The sequence below is a fragment of the Bremerella cremea genome (assembly GCF_039541315.1).
Taxonomy (GTDB): domain Bacteria; phylum Planctomycetota; class Planctomycetia; order Pirellulales; family Pirellulaceae; genus Bremerella; species Bremerella cremea.
Genome location: NZ_BAABFZ010000005.1, coordinates 1,258,119 through 1,277,756 on the forward strand (window position 1 = coordinate 1,258,119; position 19,638 = coordinate 1,277,756).

Genomic DNA, 19,638 nt, shown 5'->3' on the forward strand with positions numbered 1-19,638 from the left:
TAGCGAGGAAACGGGAAATTCTCACAAGATTTCAACAACAGACAAGGCTGCGTCACAAGCGTATGAGCGCATCTGCCGGTTGGTTACATCTGAATCAGGCGAGATTTCACGTTTTGAGAACGGGCGGTTTTCAGATGATATCGCGAGGATTGCCTAGCATTCGCTGATATTGACCGCCAAACCGCCGCGAGAAGTTTCTTTATATCGCGACGACATATCGGCTCCGGTCCGCTTCATGACGCGGATGACCCGGTCGAGCGAGACGAAGTGGCTTCCGTCTCCGCGAAGTGCTAAACGGCAGGCATTGATCGCTTTGACCGCCCCCATCGCGTTGCGTTCAATGCAGGGAACCTGAACCAGGCCTTTGATCGGATCGCAGGTCAGGCCCAAGTTGTGTTCCATACCGATCTCGGCCGCTTCTTCGACCTGGCGAGGCGATCCGCCGCGAACTTCGGTCAATGCTCCGGCGGCCATGCTGCAGGCCACGCCCACTTCTCCCTGGCAGCCAACTTCAGCTCCCGAGATCGACGCGTTCTTCTTATATAGGGCACCGATCGCCGACGCCGTCAGCAGGAACTGCTGAATCTTCTCCGGCGAAGACTCCGGGCAGAACCGATCGAAATAGCAAAGCACGGCCGGAATGATCCCGGCAGCACCGTTGGTCGGGGCCGTCACGACCCGGCCACCCGCCGCGTTCTCTTCGTTAACGGCAATGGCGTAAAGGTCGACCCAATCCAAAATATTGAGCGGATCGCGCATGTTGGCTTCTGGGCGACCAGTCAGCGTTTGATAAAGCGAAGGGGCTCGACGGCGTACATTCAGCCCGCCCGGCAAGATGCCTTCGTTGCGACAGCCACGTTCGACGCAGCTTTGCATCGTCTCCCATATCTTCATCAAACCGTCGCGTATCTCGTCTTCGCTACGGAACGCCTTTTCGTTCTCCAAAGCGATGTGACTGATCCCGCAGGCATGCGTTTCAGCCAGTTTCAACAGCTCGGCAGCCGAGTTAAACGGATAGGGCACCGCCGACATCGGATGCTTGATCCCCTCTCCTTCGGCTCCTTCACGAATAACAAAGCCGCCACCGATCGAGAAATACGTTTCGCTCGCCAGCGGCTCGTTGCTCTCGCGCGAAGCGAATGCTCGGAAGCGGAGGGCGTTGGGATGTCCTTCCAGGAAGGTCTTGCGGCGGAAGAGGAGGTCCTCTTTCTCGATGTAGGGAATGTTGCGTTCGCCTGCCAGCTGCAGTTGGTTTTGCCCGCGGATGACTTCCAGTTTGGCAGCGACTGTCTCGGGATCGATCTGATCGGGAACTTCCCCTTGCAGCCCCATCAAGATGGCAATATCAGTCGCATGTCCGATACCGGTCAGGGCCAACGAACCGTAAAGGTCGACTTCAACCCGCTGCACCGAGTCTAGGCAGCCAGCAGCACGGAGCGTCGCCAGAAACATCTCGGCGGCCCGCATTGGACCGACGCTATGCGAACTGGACGGACCAATACCGATCTTGAAGAGGTCGAAAACCCCAACAAAGGCTTGCTCGGCAAGGGGGGCCGAAGCTGGTTCGGGGCTGACGGCTTTAGAAGACACGGCTGAATCCCTGGAGAATGCAAAACGACACGCCTCCATGGAATTGTGGTCAAACGCGCAGAGTTCGTGAAGGGGAAACGTTCGCCGATTTGCCTGACTTTCTCAGAGAATGCCAGGAAATCGTACGCTTCTCCCTTTACTGGATGTCACTAGACACAAAGGCGTTAAGAAAGAATGTCATGCACGACATGCCCATGGACGTCGGTCAGCCGGAAATATCGTCCCTGGAATCGATAGGTCAACCGTTCGTGATCGATACCCAGCAGGTGTAGCATCGTGGCATGCAAATCGTGAACATGGACGGGGTTCTCGACCACGTTGTAGCAAACGTCATCCGTCTTGCCGTACGTCACACCACGTTTGATTCCCGCCCCGGTCATCCACAACGAGAAACATCGCGGATGATGGTCTCGACCGTAGGTATCTGCGTTAAGAGCTCCCTGGCAATACGATGTTCGCCCAAACTCGCCACCCCAGACGACCAACGTGTCTTCCAACAGGCCGCGCTGCTTTAGGTCATTCACTAATGCCGCCGTTGGCTGATCGGTGTCCTGGCACTGACCGGGCAACTGGCGCTGTAACGTGAAGTGCTGGTCCCAGCCCATATGGAAGAGCTGCACGAAGCGGACGTCACGTTCCGCCAGCCGTCGGGCCAGCAGGCAGTTGTACGCGTAAGTCCCGCGCTTCATCACGTTCGGGCCATAGGCGTCCAGCACATGCTGCGGTTCGTCCGAGAAGTCGGTCAACTCCGGCACCGACGTCTGCATACGATAGGCCAGCTCGTATTGCTGGATCCGGGTATGAATCTCAGGATCGCCAAACTCGTCGAGCTTCTTTTGATTCAATCGCGCCAGATCGTCCAGCATCCGGCGACGAGCCGTCGGGTCGAGACCTTCCGGATTGCTGAGGTACAACACCGGATCACCGACACTCATCAGCTTGACGCCTGCATAGGTCGATGGCAGGAAACCGCTTCCCCACAGTCGATCGTACAGCGGCTGACAGTTGGGGCGGCCAGTACCACGCGAGACCATCGTGATGAACGTCGGCAGATTCTGGTTGATCGTTCCAAGGCCATAATGCAACCACGATCCGAAACTGGGGCGTCCCGGAAGCTGGTTGCCAGACTGAAAGAAAGTCATGGCCGGATCATGATTGATCGCTTCGGTTTGCATAGAACGGATCAGGCACATGTCGTCGGCCAGCGTCGAAATGTGAGGGAGCAGTTCGCTACCGAGCTCCATTCCGGACTGACCACAGCGCGTGAACTTGAAACGTGAGCCTGCCAGCGGAAACGACTTCTGCCCGGCCGTCATTCCGGTCACACGCTGATTCATCTCGACGTAGTCGGCCAGCTCTTTCCCTTCGTTCTCTTGAAGCAGCGGCTTGTGATCAAACAGCTCTTGCTGGGACGGGGCGCCACTTTGAAAGAGGTAAATCACCCGCTTCGCTTTGGGTGGCGTGTGATACGCCTTGAGCACACCGGTCGGCTCGCTGGTCCCAAGTTCGCCAGTTTCTGCCTTGGCTTCACTTCCCATCAGCGAGGCGAGCGCCGCCATCCCAACGCCGGACGCCGTTCGCCCGAAAAAGTGACGACGGGTCAACATCATGCGGTTTTCGTTGGCTTGATCGAAAGGCTTCATGGTAGGTGCCCTCTTTGGCAGTCGATTCAATCGGGGAAACAGGAAACGCGGAGACTACTCGACGGTGATGAACTCATCGAGGTTCAAGACCAGGTGAGCCACCGCAGTCCATGCCGCATGGTCGCCAGGTTCGATCGACGCATCGCGTGGCGAAGAGCCAACTGCCACCAGCTGCTGGGCAGCGTCGGGGTTTTCCTGGAAGTGTTGCCGATAGTAGTTCAAGCTTTCGGTCAACACATTCATCGTTTCATCATCAGGGGCATGGGCGAGTGCTTGTTGATACATCTGAAAGAGCCTGTCCCGGTCATCTTGCACTTCCAACTTCAGCGACCGCTGCGCCAAGGTTCGGGCCGCTTCGATAAACGTCTTGTCGTTCATCAAGACTAACGCCTGAAGGGGCGTATTCGTGCGGCGAGCACCAACGGTACACACTTCCCGTCCACCGGCGTCGAAGATCGTCTGTCGTGGCGGGTTCACGGCCCGCTTCCAATAGGTATACATACTCTTGCGATAGAGATTGTTGCCTTGGTCTTCCCGGTAGCGGGTCCCAGCGTTCGCCGCGACCGACTCCCACAGCCCTGGCGGCTGATACGGTTTGACCGAAGGGCCACCGATTTGCTGGTGCAACAATCCACTGGCCTGCAACGCGATGTCTCGGATCGAGTAACCATCGAGCCGGAAGCGAGGGCCGTGCAACAGCAAACGGTTCTCAGGATCCTTTTCCCGTTGGGCGATCGTCTGCACTGACGACTGCTGATAAGCCGCACTGGTCACCATCAAGCGGTGCAAGGCTTGCAGGTCCCAGCCTGATTCGATGAACTCGACCGCCAGCCAGTCGAGTAGTTCAGGATGGCTCGGCACTTCCCCTTGCAGACCGAAGTCTTCCGAGGTCTTCACCAAGCCCACGCCGAAATGGTCTTGCCAGATCCGATTCACAATGACTCGGGCCGTCAGCGGGTTTTCGCGCGAGACCAGCCATTTGGCGAGTTCCAAACGACTACCTGGCTGCGGGGCGTCTTTGCTGGCGAGCAGTGCCACCGGAACGCCGCGTGACAGTGGTTCGTCTTTAAGTGGTTCGTTGTACTGACCACGATCGAGAAGATAGATCGGCGTCGCGGTTCCTTCTTTTTCCCGCATGACCATCACGTTGACTTCGGGACCGACTTCCGCTCGCCGCCTTTGATCAGCTTGTTTGAATTCGAGTTCGGCTTTGGCCAAGATGGGGTCGATCGTCACATAGTGATCGCGTATCGCTTTCCAATCTTGATCGGATCGCTTTGCTTCGTCGATCGCCAGCGCGTTCCGAGCCGCTTCTGGCAAACCACCTTCGTTCGCCTTGCCAGCATCGGGATGCGTGGAGCCTTGAACACGAAACTTACCAATCGCGTGGTTCGCGTACTGGCTCTCGAATCGCATTTGCAGCGTTAGACCGTCTCCTTCGTTCACTTCGATGGGCGTCTGAAATTTCAACGTCGCTGAAACAGGATCGGCTTTCACATTCGGACCGAAGACAGCCCAGCCCGTGGCTGCGTTATTGTCGAGAATGTTTTTGACGGGATAGCTGTCCTGTTCGAACGATGCCAGGGCCAGCTCGACCGGAATCGACTTTCCTTGATAAATGACCGCCAGACGCGTCATCACGAAGTTGCCATTCACGCTCGGGGCAAGTTGCCGCGGCTTGTTGAAGGCTGCGTCCGGCAGGGCTTCCAATTTCAAGGCGGTCAATGTGTTGCCTGGCGGATGAAGCGTCACGTCGTAAACGATGTCGGTCGCATTGCTGCCGCCTGAATACCGCACGGAATTCTCTTCGGCGATCTCCAGCGAACCTTCGCCGGTCAACTTCACTTGATCAACGCGGCAGACCTGCCATTCGACTGGCGGCTTCGCGGCTGGACCTTCGCTGCTGACCAGCCATTGCCGCATTCGCTCGTCGATGCCTTGCTTTGCGACTTCGACGCTCTTCTGAGCCGCTTCCCACTGAGCAATTGTTTCTGGCTGCACTTTGGCAAACGGCGAACTTGCCTTGAGCAGCGGATTTGAGTCGCGGCCTGCCCCGATGCCGCGTTCGCCGATGTTATTGAAGTAGCCGAAGAACTGGTAGAACTCGCGTTGGCTCAGCGGATCGTACTTATGGTCATGACACCGGGCACATCCCATCGTCAGGCCAAGCCATACCGTCGACGTGGTCTCGACGCGATCGATCACATTCTCGACGAAGAACTCTTCCGCCAACGCGCCACCTTCCGCATTTTGGCGGTGGTTTCGATTGAAGGCGGTTGCCAGTCGCTGGGCAGGCGTCGGATTGGGAAGCATATCGCCTGCCAACTGTTCGATCGTGAACTGATCGAACGGCATATTGTTGTGCATCGCTTCGATCACCCAATCTCGCCAAGGCCAGTTGGTGCGTTCGAAGTCGTTCTGGTAGCCGTCGGTATCCGCAAAGCGTGCCGCATCCAGCCAGCGCAACGTCTGGCGTTCGGCGTAGTTCATCGAACTCAACAACTGGTCGACTGCGTGGCGATACGCTTCTTCGGTCGGGTTCGCTAGAAATTCCTTCTGCAACGACTCCGGCGGAAGCTGACCAGTCAGCGTCAATGCAGCGCGGCGAAGACGCCACGCAGGCTCGGCCATGGGAGATGGTTGCCAACCTTCTTCCATCAGGCGTTTCCCGATAAAGACGTCGATCGGATTCTTCGACCAACGCTGCTTGAGCTCTTCCGGCCAGTCTGACTGCTCGATCGCTTCGGTCGGAACCTCCGGTCGCTGAGGAACCTCGAAGGCCCAATGCTTCTGGTACTCGGCCCCTTGTTGAATCCATAGATCGAGGATTCGCTTTTCTTCCGCCGAGAGACTTCGATTGCTGTCCGGCGGGGGCATGACCACTGATTCGTCATCGCTGTGGATTCGAACGTGGAGCTCGCTTTTCTCGAGGTTCCCAGGCACCACCCCGGCATATCCCCCCAAATCGGCCAGCAGATTCTCTTGGCTGTCGAGCCGGAAGCTGGAGTCCTGGTTCTGGGAATCGGGACCATGGCAATGGAAACAGCGATCGGCCAAAATCGGCTGAACCTGCCGCCGAAAGTCGACTTTCTCCTGACCGGCACCTGTCGATGCCATACTAGCCACTGGCACTGCCAAGAGAAGAATTAAGGCTTTTTGCCCAAAATGGAGTACACTCAAGGTGGGGTTCCCATTCGAGAATTCTGAGCGAATTGAGGTGAGCTCTGTCATTCTACTCCCGATCTGCCAAAAAACTGCCAACTTATTTTTCAGATCAAAAATGTTCCGATTTCGCGGCAGGTTCCTGGGCCGTTGGGAGTATGCTCCTGGATAGCTACGTAATTTAGGTACGACTGTCGTGGACAAAGATCGATTCCTCACCCTATTCCTGAAGCATGAACGCGAGCTGGCTGGCATCGCCCGGGCAGCATTGCCCGATTGGAACGCCGTGGACGACGTGATTCAGGAAGCCAGCCTCGTGATGTGGCGGAAGATCGATCAGCTTCAGGCAGACGACGAATTCATTCCCTGGGCCCGCATGATTCTTCGATTCGAGGTGCTGAAGTACCGCCGCAGTTGTAGCCGTGATCGGTTGCTGTTGGACGATGACCTGGTGTCGTTGATTGCGGTGGAATCGAAAGATGATCCGGCCGAGTTCGTGCAGCAACAGCGTTCGGCGGTGCGAGAGTGCCTGAAACGCTTTTCCCCAGACCACCAGCGATTGTTGCTGGCCCCCTACACTCGGGACGACGCCGTGAAGGAAATTGCGGAAGCCGCTGGCAAAACAGCCAACAGCCTTTACAAACGCCTGGGCCGCTTACGGTCGAAGCTGCATGATTGCGTCCGCCTTCAGGTAGGAGCCGCCACGTGAGCGAGAACCAGCCTGACCCGGTCTCGGAATTGGTCGAGCGTTATTTCCTCGATCCCAATTCGCTATCCAATACCGAACAAGCCACCCTGATCGAGGCCTTGAAGGCCGATCCTGCGGTTCGTCGTCGTTTCCGCATGGCTGCCCATATCGAAACAGAGCTTCGTTACGAAGCGAGCGGTGAAGAACCGGTCGCGACGACTCCTTCCCCATCCACCGGTACCAGTTGGCCGAAATTGGTTTTCGCCATCGCTGCGACCCTGTTAATAGGAATCGCGATTGGCTATGCCATCTGGCCCGGCACTGGCAACGCTCCGCCCGAGATCGCCGTGGAAACGCCCAATCCACCAGAAGCGGTTCAGCCCGAAGCAGTGGAACCGGAACTCATCACCCCACCGAACGTGATCGCCCGCTTGGATGTCGGTCACGCCTATCGATTTGAAGAAGGCTTCGCACCGAAGGAAGGGGAGTTCCTGCCAGGCGACTATCATCTGGCCGAAGGAGAAATCACGCTCGGCTTCGATAACGGCGTGGCGGTTTCTGTGGAAAGCCCGGCCCGCTTCAAGGTGGTCGATCCCCTGCACATGCATCTGGAACATGGCCGGGCCCGAGCAATTGTGCCGGAGACCGGTCACGGGTTCGTCATCCAAACATCGAAACTTGTCGTCGAAGATCTTGGCACCGAGTTTGGTGTCGTAGTCGACGACAAGCAAAACCAGGAACTGCACGTCTTCGCCGGTGAAGTCCGCCTGCATGAACAAAACTTGCCGCCTGAACTGTTGACGGAAAACTCGGCCTTGGCCTGGAATGCCCAGGACCAGCGTCGCACGATCGCTGCTGATGACCACGCGTTCGCGACCAGCATGTCGATCGGTTACAAGCGTTGGCTCGACTATAGCGAACGTCTGCGAGATGATCCGGCAGCGCTGTTCTACTTCGACTTTGAAACCGACTCTCGCGAAAGCAGCAACGTCACCAATCGCGCCGAACATAGCGTCGTGCAAGATGGCCACTTGAACAGCGGTATTTGGGCCACTGGGCGTTGGCCTGAAAAGGGGGCAATGCTCTTCGAGAATCCTGGCGACCGGATCGAACTCGACATTCCTGGCGAGTACGACCAGATCACGATGATGGCCTGGGTGCAGATGAACCGCTATGACCTGGCCCTCCAAACGGTGTTCAACACGATCGGATTCGAGCGCGGCGAACATCACTGGAACTTGCTTCGAAGTGGTTCGCTGCGGATGGGCCTGGGCGGCATGTACGACTTCACGTCGCGAGCCAGCCTGCCACGCAATCGCTGGACGCATGTCGCTGCTCAGCTCGACTCGATCGCAAAAGAATCCATTTACTATATCGACGGAAAAGAGGTCGGCCGGGTGGCCTGGAACTCGACGATTCCGCTGCAGTATGGCCCGAGCACGATTGGTGCCTGGGGCTCTGTGAACAATCAAGGCGAAGTCGTTTATGGCCGCGAGCTGCGAGGCCGGATTGACGAGATCGCGTTGTTCAGCCGAATCCTTTCGGCGGACGAGATTGCTGAGGCCTATGAAGCTGGAAGCAACTTCCAGTAGGCAATTCCCTCCAACCCATCATGCCCCCAGCCGGCGAATCGAACCGTTGGCCCTGGGCAACAATCCCATTCGTTTCCATTCCCCACAACCTACCCCCCAGTTCCCCTTCTAGACCCTTAGGATCCCATGCGTAAAACGATTTTGTCGCTTTCGGTCTGCCTGAGCCTGGCTTGGGTTGCCCTGGCGAACGCTCAGGCCCTCAAGCTCGAAAAAGACGACCACATTTCCATCATCGGCAACACGACCGCCGATCGAATGCAGCATCATGGCTGGTTGGAAACCTATATCCAGGCGATGCATCCGGAACTGAATCTGACGTTCCGTAATCTGGCCTTCCCGGGCGACGAACTGAAACTTCGCCCTCGTGAAGATAACTTCGGTAGCCCTGATCAATGGCTTTCTAAGAACGAAACCGACGTCGTGTTCGCCTTCTTCGGCTACAACGAGGCCTTCAAGGGTCCGCAAGGTGCTGCTGGTTTCAAGAAGGATCTGGCCGAGGTGATCTCGGGAATGAAGGGGCAGAAGTACAACGGAGAGTCGGCTCCGAAGATCGTGATGTTCTCGCCGATCGCTCACGAGAATCTTTACAGTCGCCACTTGCCGGACGGTTCCCAAAACAATCCGAACCTGAAGCTCTATACGGAAGCGATGAAGGAAGTCTGCGACGAACAAGGAGTTCTGTTCGTGGACTTATTCACCCCTTCGCAGAAGCTGTATGCCGACGCGGAAAAACCGCTCACCATGAACGGCATCCACCTGCTGGATCATGGCAATAAGGCGATCGCCGAAGCCATCGTTCCCCAGCTCTTTGGTCAAGCCGCTCCTGCCAGCGACACGCCTGAAGTTGCCAAGCTGCGTGATGCCGTGCTGGAAAAGAACTATTACTGGTTCAGCCGCTACCGCGTGGTCGACGGTTACAACGTTTACGGTGGACGCTCGAAGTTGGCCTGGTTTGGTCAGTCGAACGCCGACGTGATGCTGCGTGAAATGGAAATCTTCGACGTCATGACTGCCAACCGCGATGCGCGCGTGTGGGCAATTGCCCAAGGGGGCGACCTCGAAGTCAAAGACGACAACATTCCCGAAGAGTTGGTCGTCAAGTCGAACCGAGATGGCGACATGGCCGACGGTAAGTTCTCGTACCGTACTGCCGAAGAAGGCTTGAAGAAGCTGGAACTGTACAAGGGTCTGGAAGCCAACGTCTTCGCTTCGGAAGAGATGTTCCCGGAACTGATCAACCCAGTTCAATTGGCTGTCGATCCGGATGGAAACATGTACGCTTCGGTCTGGCCGAGCTATCCACACTGGAATCCAACCGAACCACGCACCGACCGTATCGTCTGCTTACCAGACGATAATGGTGACGGCGTTGCCGATCGCTGCGTTGTCTTCGCAGATGGCTTGAACAGCGTCACCGGGTTCGAGTTCTGGGGTGGTGGCATGCTGGTCGCCTCGTTGCCGGAACTGTGGTTCCTGAAAGATACCGACGGCGACTTGAAAGCCGACGTCAAGATTCGCGTTCTGCAAGGTCTCTCCAGCGCGGACTCGCATCACTCGGCCAACGCCATGGTGCTGGGTCCTGACGGTTGGATCTATTGGTCGCGTGGCGTGTTCAACGTGGCAACCATGGAAACGCCAACGCAAACCTATCGTTCGACGCAGACGGGCGTGCACCGTTTCAATCCGCGCACGTTTGAAATGGAATTCCACTATCCCATCGGCCCAAATCCACACGGCGACGTGTTCGATCGTTGGGGTTATCAGTTCGCCAACGACGGCACCACCGGTACCGGTTCGTACGTGAACATTGGCAAAGGCATCGGCAACAAGCAGTGGTTCGATAAACGCGTGCGTCCTGTCGCCGCGACCGGTCTGCTGGCCAGTAGCCACTTCCCCGAAGAGATCCAGGACAACTTCCTGATCTGTAACTGCATCGGTTTCCTCGGCGTGCTGAATCACGACATCGAGTACAACGGTGCCGATATTCGTGCGAAGGAAGTCGATCCAATCCTCGTTTCCTCCGACCCCAACTTCCGTCCGAGTGACGTCGAGATTGGTGCTGATGGTGCTTTGTACGTTGCGGACTGGGCGAATGCTTTGATCGGCCATATGCAGCACAACATGCGTGACCCGAACCGCGATCATCAGCATGGACGGATCTTCCGCGTGACGGCCAAAGACCGCCCGCTGATCAAGCCAGTTCGGCTGAAGGACAAGCCGCTGCCGGAAGTTCTCGCAGCGTTCTATGCCAAAGAGAACGCGACCCGTTACCGTGCTCGTATCGAGCTCAGCGGTCGTGATTCGGAAGAAGTTCAAGCGGCCGTTGAAGCCTTTGTCGCCTCGAAGGACATCCACGATCCTGACGACGCACAAGCAATGCTTGAGTGCCTCTGGGTTTTGGAAGAACATCGCTTGCCGAACATGAACCTGGTGAAGCTGGTTGCCCAGGCCGACGAACCTCGCGTTCGTGCCGCGGCGATTCGTACGCTCGGTCACTGGGCCGGTTCGGTCGATGGTTGGGAAGCCACCATGCAAGCCGCCGCCAGCGACAAGTCGCCCTTGGTTCGTGCCGAAGCGATCAAGTCCGCAGTCGAGTTCCCAGGTGCCGCCTCGGCCGAAGTTATCTTCGAAGCCGCCACGCACGAAATGGATCCGGAACTGACCTCGGTCTTGAAGTACGCTCAAAGCCGGATCGATGTCGACAAGATGATTGCCGAAGCGATCAAGTCTGGCCGCAAGCTTTCGCCTGCCGCGACGAGCTACGCCTTGGAAAAGGCCAGCTCCGACTTGCTGCTGAAGCTGGATCGAACGGACGAAGTTTACGCCGCGATTCTCAGCCGAGTTGGAATTCCAGCTCAGTATCGCCAGGAAGCTCTGGCCACGCTGGCTCCGAAGAACAATCGCTCGCAGATCGACGAGTTGGTGGCCTGGATTTCGACTGCCGAAAGCCAGAATTTGCCAAGCTTGAACGAACTGGCTCGCATGCTTCCCGCCAGTAAGAAGGAAGACTTGACCAAGTCGCAACAGCTGCTTGCCAAGCTCGCCTCGACGACTGCCTCGCCTGTCGTTCGCCGAGCGGTCTATCGAAGCTGGATCGCCAGTGGTGGTGCCGAAGCGGCCTGGGATCATGCGTTGCAGTCCCCTGCCCTGATGGCCGATCTACTACAGGTCGCTGCTAGTGTCGGTACCACGGCCGAAGCTGCACCGCTGTATGCGAAGATTCGTCCATTGATGTTTGAGCTGCCAAGCGGTCTGCGTCCTGAAAACGCTGGCTCGATGGGAAGCGGCCCTGCAGTTGCGTTCGACTACTATCAGCCGAACCCTGCTCAGAACGTGGCGATCGAAACCTTGAACGCGGTCAAGCCAACGTTCTCGGGTCACATGGACAACTTCAACAAGTACGTGCCGAAGGGCCGCAAAGATCAGTTTGCCACCAAGCAAACCGCCGCGATCATTGCCCCGGTCCCAGGTGAGTACAAGTTCTATATCGTCTCGGACGACGGCTCGCGTCTCTACCTGAACGGCTCATTGTTGGTCAATAACGACGGTCTGCATGGCATGGTCGAAAAAGGTGGCACCGTCACTCTGACGCCAGGTCCGCATGAACTGGTCGTGACCTACTTCGACAACGGTGGCGACGACGGCCTGCGAGTGTCGTGGGAAGGTCCTGGCTTCAAGAAACAGGTCATTCCAACTTCGTCGCTACAAGCCGCTGGCCAGCCAGACCTGCAAGTCGCTGCGATCCGCGCGATCATTGCCTGGCCTGGTCACCAAGACGAAAAGATCGCCGACTTCGCCAAGCTGGCCACGTCCGAAGGTCCACAAGCTGTTGGCTTAGAGGCCTTGGCAACGCTGCCAGCCGGTGACGTCGCCAAGCAGCTTGATCCAAGTGCCCAGGCAGCCGTGCTCTCGGCCCTGCTGACCACCGCCAGCGAAGCTTCGCCGGTCGAGAAGCAGGCTCCGCAGTATGCCCAGCTTTTAACTTTGGGTGAAGCATTGCTGATCAGCAACATGGCCACCGATCGTGGTTCGATGAACAAGCAACTGGTGAACCTGAGGAACAGCATTCCGGTGAAGGCTAATCCGGAAGTGATGGCCATGGGTAAGGAGATATTCCTTCGCGAAAGCCACTGTGCGACTTGCCATCAGCCGCATGGCCAGGGCATGCCAAACCTTTACCCACCGATCGACGGTAGCCTGTGGGCGACCGGTTCGGAAGATCGTTTGATTGCCCTCGTCCTGGACGGGATGCATGGCACGATTGAGGTGAAGGGAAAGGTCTACAGTTCGCCGCCACTGCCGCCGATGACCGGTTTCCGTCAGCTTCTGAACGACGAAGAAGTTGCCGCGGTGCTGACTTACGTACGAAACTCTTGGTCGAACCGAGCGAAGCCAGTCGAGGCGGCTCAGGTTAAAAAGATCCGCGCGATCGATCGTGGCGACGCCACCTTCTGGGCGGTCAACGACCTGATGGCGAAGTACCCGCTGGAAGATGGTCGCAAACCCTTGGAATCGACCGGAGACAGTTGGGTGCCGAAGTTCGTCAAAGAATGGAAAGCTGCCGACCTCGATCCGAAGAAGGTCGCTGCTGCTCCGCGTAACTTCGCGGTCGGTCAGGTCTACTTCAATCGACTTGGTTGTGCCCAGTGTCACCAGATCGGTGAAAGTGGTGGTAACTTCGGACCGAACCTGGCCGAACTCCCTTCCAAGAAGAAGACCGCCGAACATGTGATCGAATCGATCGTTGACCCTGCCAAGGTGATCGATCAGAAGTATCGCATGCAGACGATCCTGACGATCGATGGCAAGGTGATCTCTGGGATGATTGTTGCCAATCGCCCCGACGAGATCCACTTGATCACTGATCCGCAGAATCCGAAGAAGCCAACCATCATCAAGAAGGATGATATCGAAGAGCAATCGGACACGGCAACCACGATCATGCCGGGTGGTATGATGAACTGGCTGACCGAAGAAGAGATCTACGATCTGGCTGCGTTCGTCCTGGCAGGCGGCGATGAAAAGGACAAACTGTTCGAGAAGAACTAGTCCTCGCCGATCCATCCGTTTGAAAACCAAAGTCCCTGTCAGATTCGATCTGGCAGGGACTTTTTTTAACCGACCACCAAATGAGCCTGGCGTTTCGAGACGCTGAACGTCGCGATGTTGCCGCTGTTGAACTCTAAGTAATCGCTCTCGATCCCATCCGAAAAGATCACCCCTTCGGTCGGCATCTGCGACGCAATCACCAGTTCCTCTTCGCGGGCAAGAATCCCCATCACATGGTCGGCCCTCGAATGCCGACTAGTGAAAGGCTCGCGTACGGCCCACATCAGTTGCGGATCGCAGCGATCGAACTTAGTTGGTCGAAGTTCTCCCTGGTTCAGGTAGCGACTTACCCCTGACGCCATGTTGAAGACGGAAGACATCCACCCGGTCAACCCTGCCCCGGTCGAAACCAACACGCCGCTGGACGATTGCGGTTCGCGTTGTTGATCGACATCCAGCGTATACCGCGCCGACGTATGCGAACGGCAACCGATGTAGAAATCGTTGAAGGCCAGCATCTTCTGGCCAGTTACCGTGTTAACTTCAGCCAGCGTGACTTTATCGACCCGATGCCGTTTGGTCAGCACGCGCTGCACGATTGACCGAGCCTGACCGACTTGAAAAGGAAGCAAGACGCCGTCGTAGATCGACGGATCTGGGTTCACACCGATCACCGGCAAATCGCCAACATACTTGGCCGTGTTTGCCACGAGACCATCTTGCCCGACGACCACAACCAACACACAGCGTCCGAAATCGAAGTTGGCCAGGTACGAACGATCGATTTCCCGAACCGGAAAACCGAGGTCACGCAATTGATGCATCAGTTCCCGTACGGCTGCCTGATACTGGGTATCTTCCCGCTGATAGGCCGTGTTGTCCGCCAAAGCGGCGACGTCGCCTGCCATCAGGTCGAACTCTTCCTGCTTGACCGAACCGCCCTTCGTCTTGCGTTTCCGAAAGCGTCGTTCCACTTCGTGCTCGACGGCAGCCTCCATCAGGAAGTCGGCCTGACGCGAAGTTCCCCAGCGCTGCTTCAAGCCCTCCATCCGCGTTTCCCGCGTGACGACTACGATCCACTGGGCACCAATTCCCATGGTGTTCTCCTTACTTCGTGCGTCGCGGAACTTGCTGTTGGTTTTCGAGCAGCGTGCTGAGCAAGTCTGGCGAGATGTTCAAATTGCCAACCTTCTCGGCGTTGTCGGCCAGGTCACGAAAGGCCATTGCAATCATCTGATTGGCATCGAGTCCGCCGGGCGATGCAGCCAACAGCGTTCGCCAGTCGATATCCTTCAGTGGTTCGAGAATCGCCTTCAATGCGTCAGCCTTGGCCTGCGATTCTTTGCGTTCGTTGTCGATCTTGCGATCGACGAGTGTCGTACGTTCCTGTTCGATGGCAATGTCGGCCGCCAGCTTCGTTTCGCGGACCTGACGTTGCTTTTGCTGGACAGCGATCTCGGTGTTCAGTTCGTTTTCTTTGATCTGACGTTCGAGTTCGACGGCCGTGTTGCGGCGGGCATAAATCGCTTCGTCTGCCTCCAGCAGTAGCTTTTCCCGAGCCTCGGCTTGTAGGGCCTTCGCCATCTCCGGCGTTGCCTTGATCGACAAAACCGACAGCGACAAGACCTCGGCACCTAGCATCGCAACCGCCGAAGATTCCGTCAGTTCTGCAAAGACCTGAGCGACCAGTTCGTCGCTGCTGACCAGCAGTTCGCGTAACGTCTTCTTCAACGTGAAAGCCCGGGCAAGAGTCTGGGCAGTGTGGATCAAGCGATCGTTCAGCTTCGACGGATCGTCCGATCGATAACGTCCCCAGGCATCGGTGCTGAAGTCGAGTAGCCCTGCCAACTTGCTGGGGTTGTTGATTCTGAAGGTAATCTCGCCCTGGATGGTGGCGTCTTGAAAATCAGACGTCACCTCGTTGAACACGAATGGCACATCGATACTGGCGATCGGTACCTGAACCAGGGTGGCATTGGGCGAGAAATAGAAGAACGAGAGCCCTGCCCCTTCGCATACCACCTTGCCACCACGGAAGAGCATGACATGCGTAGATGGCGGCGCCTTGATGAAGCTAATCCCCAACATAACGTGGTTCCTTCGACGGTGTGGTATTGCGGCATTTCTTTCTGCCGTCACCCTTAGTGTATAAGTCACACCATTGAAAGCAAGCAAATTGTCAGGATTTTTGAGTCCGTGAATTTCGGCACGAATTCAGGCCTAGAGGCTGGCCGACCTATTTCCAGGCCGAGCCAAGCTGGTGCACTTCCAACTTGGAAATCGCAGCCTTTTCAGAACCGCCTAGGTGTACCGAAAGATTCTGCGGATCGATCTCGGCGTTGAACGTTGCGACAAACTCGCCGCCGTTCACAAACAGTTCCACCGAAGCGCGATCGACCAGCATCCGCACTTGCACTTGGCCATCGATCACAGGGGCTGGCATTGTCGCGTTCTGGTAGTGCAGCATGCCGTTACGATAGGTGATCGCCTGCCCTCGAAGGTCGACCGTCAACGTCGTGTCGGCCTTCGCCTCGAACGCGATCGAGATATCCAGCAGATCGGCCGAGAAGTCTTTCAGGGCCTCGTTGGCCTCGGCGATGATTGTGTTGTCGAGCGTGACTTGCTTCTGGTAAAGCTTTTTGATTTCGTCGATCGGCCAGCGAAACAGTTTCACGCCGTCGGCCGTTGACTTCAGTTCCATCGTCTGCGGAAAGCTCATCTGCTGATGGAACGGCATTCGTTCGCGGCGGAAAGGAACGTTCTCGCCTCGCATCCACCCCATGATGACCGTTCGATCGTCCGGGCTATCGTTGAACGTCTGGGCGGCATAGAAGTTCGGTCCATAGTCGCCCCGCAAGACCCTTTCGTCGGTCAAGAATCGTTGGCCGTCAAACTTGCCAGTCTCGTATTCAAAACTGGCGTCGTACAGCACCCAGCGTTTGTCGTTGGGATTGCCATCGAGCGGCAACTCGACCAGATCCATGCACTCGAATACCCAGTCGCGATCGAATTGGCTGACTTCCTTCCACGACTTCAAATCGTCCGATTGAAAGAAGAGTACACGACCAGGCTGCCCCTGCTTCACCCACAACACCATCACCCATTTCTGACTCGCTTCGTGCCAGAAGATCTTGGGATCGCGTTCTCCGGCATCGTAACCTTGATTTTCCACGACCGCTTTCCCTTCGTTCCAAAGCTGAAACGTCCGGCCACGATCGGTACTGTAAGCAATCGCTTGATAGAACGGACTGCGGGCAAACGTGAATGCCGCGACCAGCGTCTTGGTATCGCCTTGTTGAACGCCCAAGCTGTTGTTGTGATCGACCACCGCTGTGCCAGAGAAGATCGTGCCTTCTTCGTACGGCAAGATCGCATGGGGAAGTTGCTTCCAGTGGACCATGTCGGGGCTAACCGCATGTCCCCAGGTCATGTTGCCCCAAACGGTGTCGTGCGGATTGTGCTGGAAGAACAAATGGTACTCACCATCGAAGTAAACCATGCCGTTCGGATCATTCAGCCAGTTCTTCAGCGAAGTGAAATGAAACTGCGGCCGATAGGTCTGGTCGTAGCCAACGTCGCCGTACGAGGGAAACGTCTGCATGTTCGGCTGCTGGAAGATTTCGTCAGATGAGATGCCGCGGCATGTTTCGCTCTGCCAGATGTCGTCGACATTGATATGCCCCCAGCCGCCAGTTCGGTTGTCGACAATTTGTAGCTTCGCCTGTTTACCTTTCAGCGATTCAATGTTCCAGTGCACCGGTTGCAGACGCTCCGTCCCACCCGGTCGTCGATTGGGACCGGTCGCTGTTCGGACGACCTTACCATCGACGATCAAATTCATGCAGGTCTCGTCTTTGTAGCCGCCACCCCCAATCAAGAAGTTGAGAAACGGGCGTTCGATCGTGAAGCTTGGCGAAGTCAACGTGCCGGTGGTCTTATCGCCACCACGGAAAGAATTGACGAGCCCTTTCCCTGCGAAACCGCTCACGTCCATTTGCCCTGGCAGCGTGCCAGCAGCAGGCTGGGTTCCGAAGGCATCGCCAGTGATTTGCCAATCGCCGTAAGTGGTGCCTTCGAAGTCCGCGATCAGCGTTTGGTTCTTTTCTAGTTCGGCGGCCTGCAAACCTGGTAGCCCCAAAGTCAAAGCAACAGAGGTCACAGCAAACCAACGGACAAGCGAACGTTTCATCAGAGATCTCAATCGATAGGGTCTATTAAAACGACAGACGCCGAAGGAGTGCTTCGGCGCCTGTCTGTTGGTTTGCATTGTAAGTCGATTGCGATCGGTTTACACCTTGGCAATTTCGGGGATCTCAAATCCCTTGCGATTCTTATCCTTCAGCAACGAATTGGCCGCTTCGGAGTGGTCGCCCACGTGCTTCTCCGTTTCAGGATCGAAGGTCAACGTTGGCCCGACGGTGTAGTTTTCGTTGTCCTTCACCCCAACACCCTTGTCCATAATCTCGTGCAGACGGCCGAAGTGCTCGGCCGCCTCGGCATTGTCGCCGAACTTGCCTGCCTTGGCGTTGAACGGAACCTGTTCGCCCAGGCGATACGAGTTGTTCATCAAGTGCCCCAGCACACAGGCATAGTGCGCATCGTTCACATTGCCATTGGCCATGCTTGGATCATTGGCCCGCACGGCCGAGATGAAGCTACCCCAGTTACCGCCTGGCGTGACACTGCCTCGGTCGACCTTGACCTTTTCCCCCTTGTCGCTTCCCTTCGGATAATAGACGCCACGAATGATGCGTCCGCCGTCCTCAAAGTAGTACTCGTTCTCGACCTGATGTTCGTAACCTTTGTAGTTGACGTTGCGAACGTTGAAGAAGACATACTGACCGTTCGGGTACTCGGCCATGGCAAACATGGTGTTCGGGGTTTCGCCCTGATCGTCCCACTGGAAACGACCACCGATCGCCATAGCGCGAACAGGATGCGTCTGGTCCGTATCGATCGCCCAGCGAGCGACATCAAGTTGATGCGTTCCCTGGTTATTCAAGTCGCCGTTGCCAGTCTGCCAGAACCAATGCCAGTTGTATGGATGGTAGTTGCCGTGGTACTCGGCGACTTCCGCTGGTCCACGCCACAAGTTCCAGTCGAGTTGTTCCGGCGACTGCGAAACCGACTTGTTGCCGATGCCGCCACGTGGCTTGCAGCAGTAACCATACGAAATCTTGAGGCGACCAAACTTACCGGCCTGGATCGCTTCGTGCAGGCCAGCGATTCCGGCATCACTACGACGCTGCGTACCATGCTGGATCACGACGCCATATTTCTTTTGAGCTTCAACCGCAACGCGACCTTCTTGCACGTCGTGGCTCATTGGCTTTTCGACGTAGACGTGCTTACCGGCCTGGGCGGCCCAGATGGTCATCAGCGAATGCCAGTGGTTTGGTGTGGCGATCGAGATAGCATCGAGGTTCGGGTCGTCGAGGGCTTCGCGAACATCACGAACGCCTTTCACCTTGAACTTGCCATCGACTTTGTCTTGAACCGCTTTCACGGTTCGGGCGAGCACCTTCTCGTCGGGATCGATCAGGTAAGCGATCTCGACATTGTCTTGGCCGAGCCAGCCATCAATGTGGTTCTTACCGCGACCATTCAGACCCGCGACCGCAATGCGGACGCGCTCGTTGGCACCTTGCACCGCACCTGAGGCGGCCGTTCCGGTGAGAATCAGGCCCGCACCAGCGGCCGAGGTTTGCAAGAAGTGACGACGATTCAGTGGCGACATGACAAGCTCCGTGGTTTTGGGATTGGGAGGAGGGACCGCTGTAGTAAGCGATTTCAATGCAGGTGAGATGCATTCTGACGAGTGAGTAACCCTGCGTCAAACTTTGTGTTGCGCCAAATCACACCCAGACAGAAAGATTTATGGGGACAATTGTGTTTTTCAATTGACCCACCCAAA

At 56.7% G+C, this 19,638-nt stretch carries 10 protein-coding genes; 3 read left to right on the top strand and 7 right to left on the bottom strand.

The window, feature by feature from the left end; genetic code table 11:
- Positions 1–153: 153 nt before the first annotated feature.
- The 3 genes from ABD890_RS21995 to ABD890_RS22005 form a co-directional block, all read right to left on the bottom strand.
- A complete protein-coding gene (locus ABD890_RS21995; RefSeq protein ID WP_345094609.1) occupies positions 154–1,590 on the bottom strand; it encodes an L-serine ammonia-lyase in 1,437 nt (478 codons plus the stop codon).
- Between the two features lie 164 nt (positions 1,591–1,754).
- On the bottom strand, positions 1,755–3,233 hold the full coding sequence (locus tag ABD890_RS22000) for a DUF1501 domain-containing protein (protein ID WP_345094611.1): 1,479 nt from the start codon (positions 3,231–3,233) through the stop codon (positions 1,755–1,757).
- A 54-nt stretch (positions 3,234–3,287) separates the two neighbouring features.
- Positions 3,288–6,350, bottom strand: a complete 3,063-nt coding sequence (locus ABD890_RS22005; protein WP_345094613.1) for a DUF1553 domain-containing protein — start codon at positions 6,348–6,350, stop codon at positions 3,288–3,290.
- Between the two features lie 241 nt (positions 6,351–6,591).
- Between ABD890_RS22005 and ABD890_RS22010 the strand changes: the two genes are divergently transcribed.
- From ABD890_RS22010 to ABD890_RS22020, 3 genes are all read left to right on the top strand, one after another.
- Complete coding sequence (locus ABD890_RS22010; RefSeq protein ID WP_345094615.1) at positions 6,592–7,104, top strand: sigma-70 family RNA polymerase sigma factor; 513 nt, start codon at positions 6,592–6,594, stop codon at positions 7,102–7,104.
- Entirely contained in the window at positions 7,101–8,675 is a 1,575-nt protein-coding gene (locus tag ABD890_RS22015; RefSeq protein WP_345094617.1) for a LamG-like jellyroll fold domain-containing protein, read from the top strand. Before ABD890_RS22010 ends, ABD890_RS22015 begins: the two co-directional genes overlap by 4 nt.
- A gap of 126 nt (positions 8,676–8,801) precedes the next feature.
- Positions 8,802–13,724, top strand: a complete 4,923-nt coding sequence (locus tag ABD890_RS22020; RefSeq protein ID WP_345094619.1) for a DUF7133 domain-containing protein — start codon at positions 8,802–8,804, stop codon at positions 13,722–13,724.
- 65 nt (positions 13,725–13,789) lie between these two features.
- Here ABD890_RS22020 and ABD890_RS22025 read toward each other — a convergent pair whose 3' ends face one another.
- The 4 genes from ABD890_RS22025 to ABD890_RS22040 form a co-directional block, all read right to left on the bottom strand.
- On the bottom strand, positions 13,790–14,821 hold the full coding sequence (locus ABD890_RS22025; protein ID WP_345094620.1) for a diacylglycerol kinase catalytic domain-containing protein: 1,032 nt from the start codon (positions 14,819–14,821) through the stop codon (positions 13,790–13,792).
- 10 nt (positions 14,822–14,831) lie between these two features.
- On the bottom strand, positions 14,832–15,812 hold the full coding sequence (locus tag ABD890_RS22030; RefSeq protein ID WP_345094622.1) for an SPFH domain-containing protein: 981 nt from the start codon (positions 15,810–15,812) through the stop codon (positions 14,832–14,834).
- Positions 15,813–15,960: 148 nt separating this feature from the next.
- Positions 15,961–17,913 carry a glycoside hydrolase family 32 protein gene (locus tag ABD890_RS22035; RefSeq protein WP_345094623.1) on the bottom strand — a complete coding sequence of 651 codons (1,953 nt, stop codon included), beginning with the start codon at positions 17,911–17,913 and terminating at the stop codon, positions 15,961–15,963.
- A gap of 99 nt (positions 17,914–18,012) precedes the next feature.
- Positions 18,013–19,461: a Gfo/Idh/MocA family oxidoreductase gene (locus ABD890_RS22040; protein ID WP_345094624.1), complete on the bottom strand. Its 1,449-nt coding sequence runs from the start codon at positions 19,459–19,461 to the stop codon at positions 18,013–18,015.
- Positions 19,462–19,638: the final 177 nt, after the last annotated feature.

Excerpts from the sequence above, each read along its gene's own strand:
- ABD890_RS22000 (WP_345094611.1), bottom strand. The coding sequence starts at position 3,233 with ATGAAGCCTTTCGATCAAGCCAACGAAAACCGCATGATGTTGACCCGT.
- ABD890_RS22005 (WP_345094613.1), bottom strand. The coding sequence starts at position 6,350 with ATGGCATCGACAGGTGCCGGTCAGGAGAAAGTCGACTTTCGGCGGCAG.
- ABD890_RS22020 (WP_345094619.1), top strand. The coding sequence starts at position 8,802 with ATGCGTAAAACGATTTTGTCGCTTTCGGTCTGCCTGAGCCTGGCTTGG.
- ABD890_RS22025 (WP_345094620.1), bottom strand. The coding sequence starts at position 14,821 with ATGGGAATTGGTGCCCAGTGGATCGTAGTCGTCACGCGGGAAACGCGG.
- ABD890_RS22030 (WP_345094622.1), bottom strand. The coding sequence starts at position 15,812 with ATGTTGGGGATTAGCTTCATCAAGGCGCCGCCATCTACGCATGTCATG.
- ABD890_RS22035 (WP_345094623.1), bottom strand. The coding sequence starts at position 17,913 with ATGAAACGTTCGCTTGTCCGTTGGTTTGCTGTGACCTCTGTTGCTTTG.
- ABD890_RS22040 (WP_345094624.1), bottom strand. The coding sequence starts at position 19,461 with ATGTCGCCACTGAATCGTCGTCACTTCTTGCAAACCTCGGCCGCTGGT.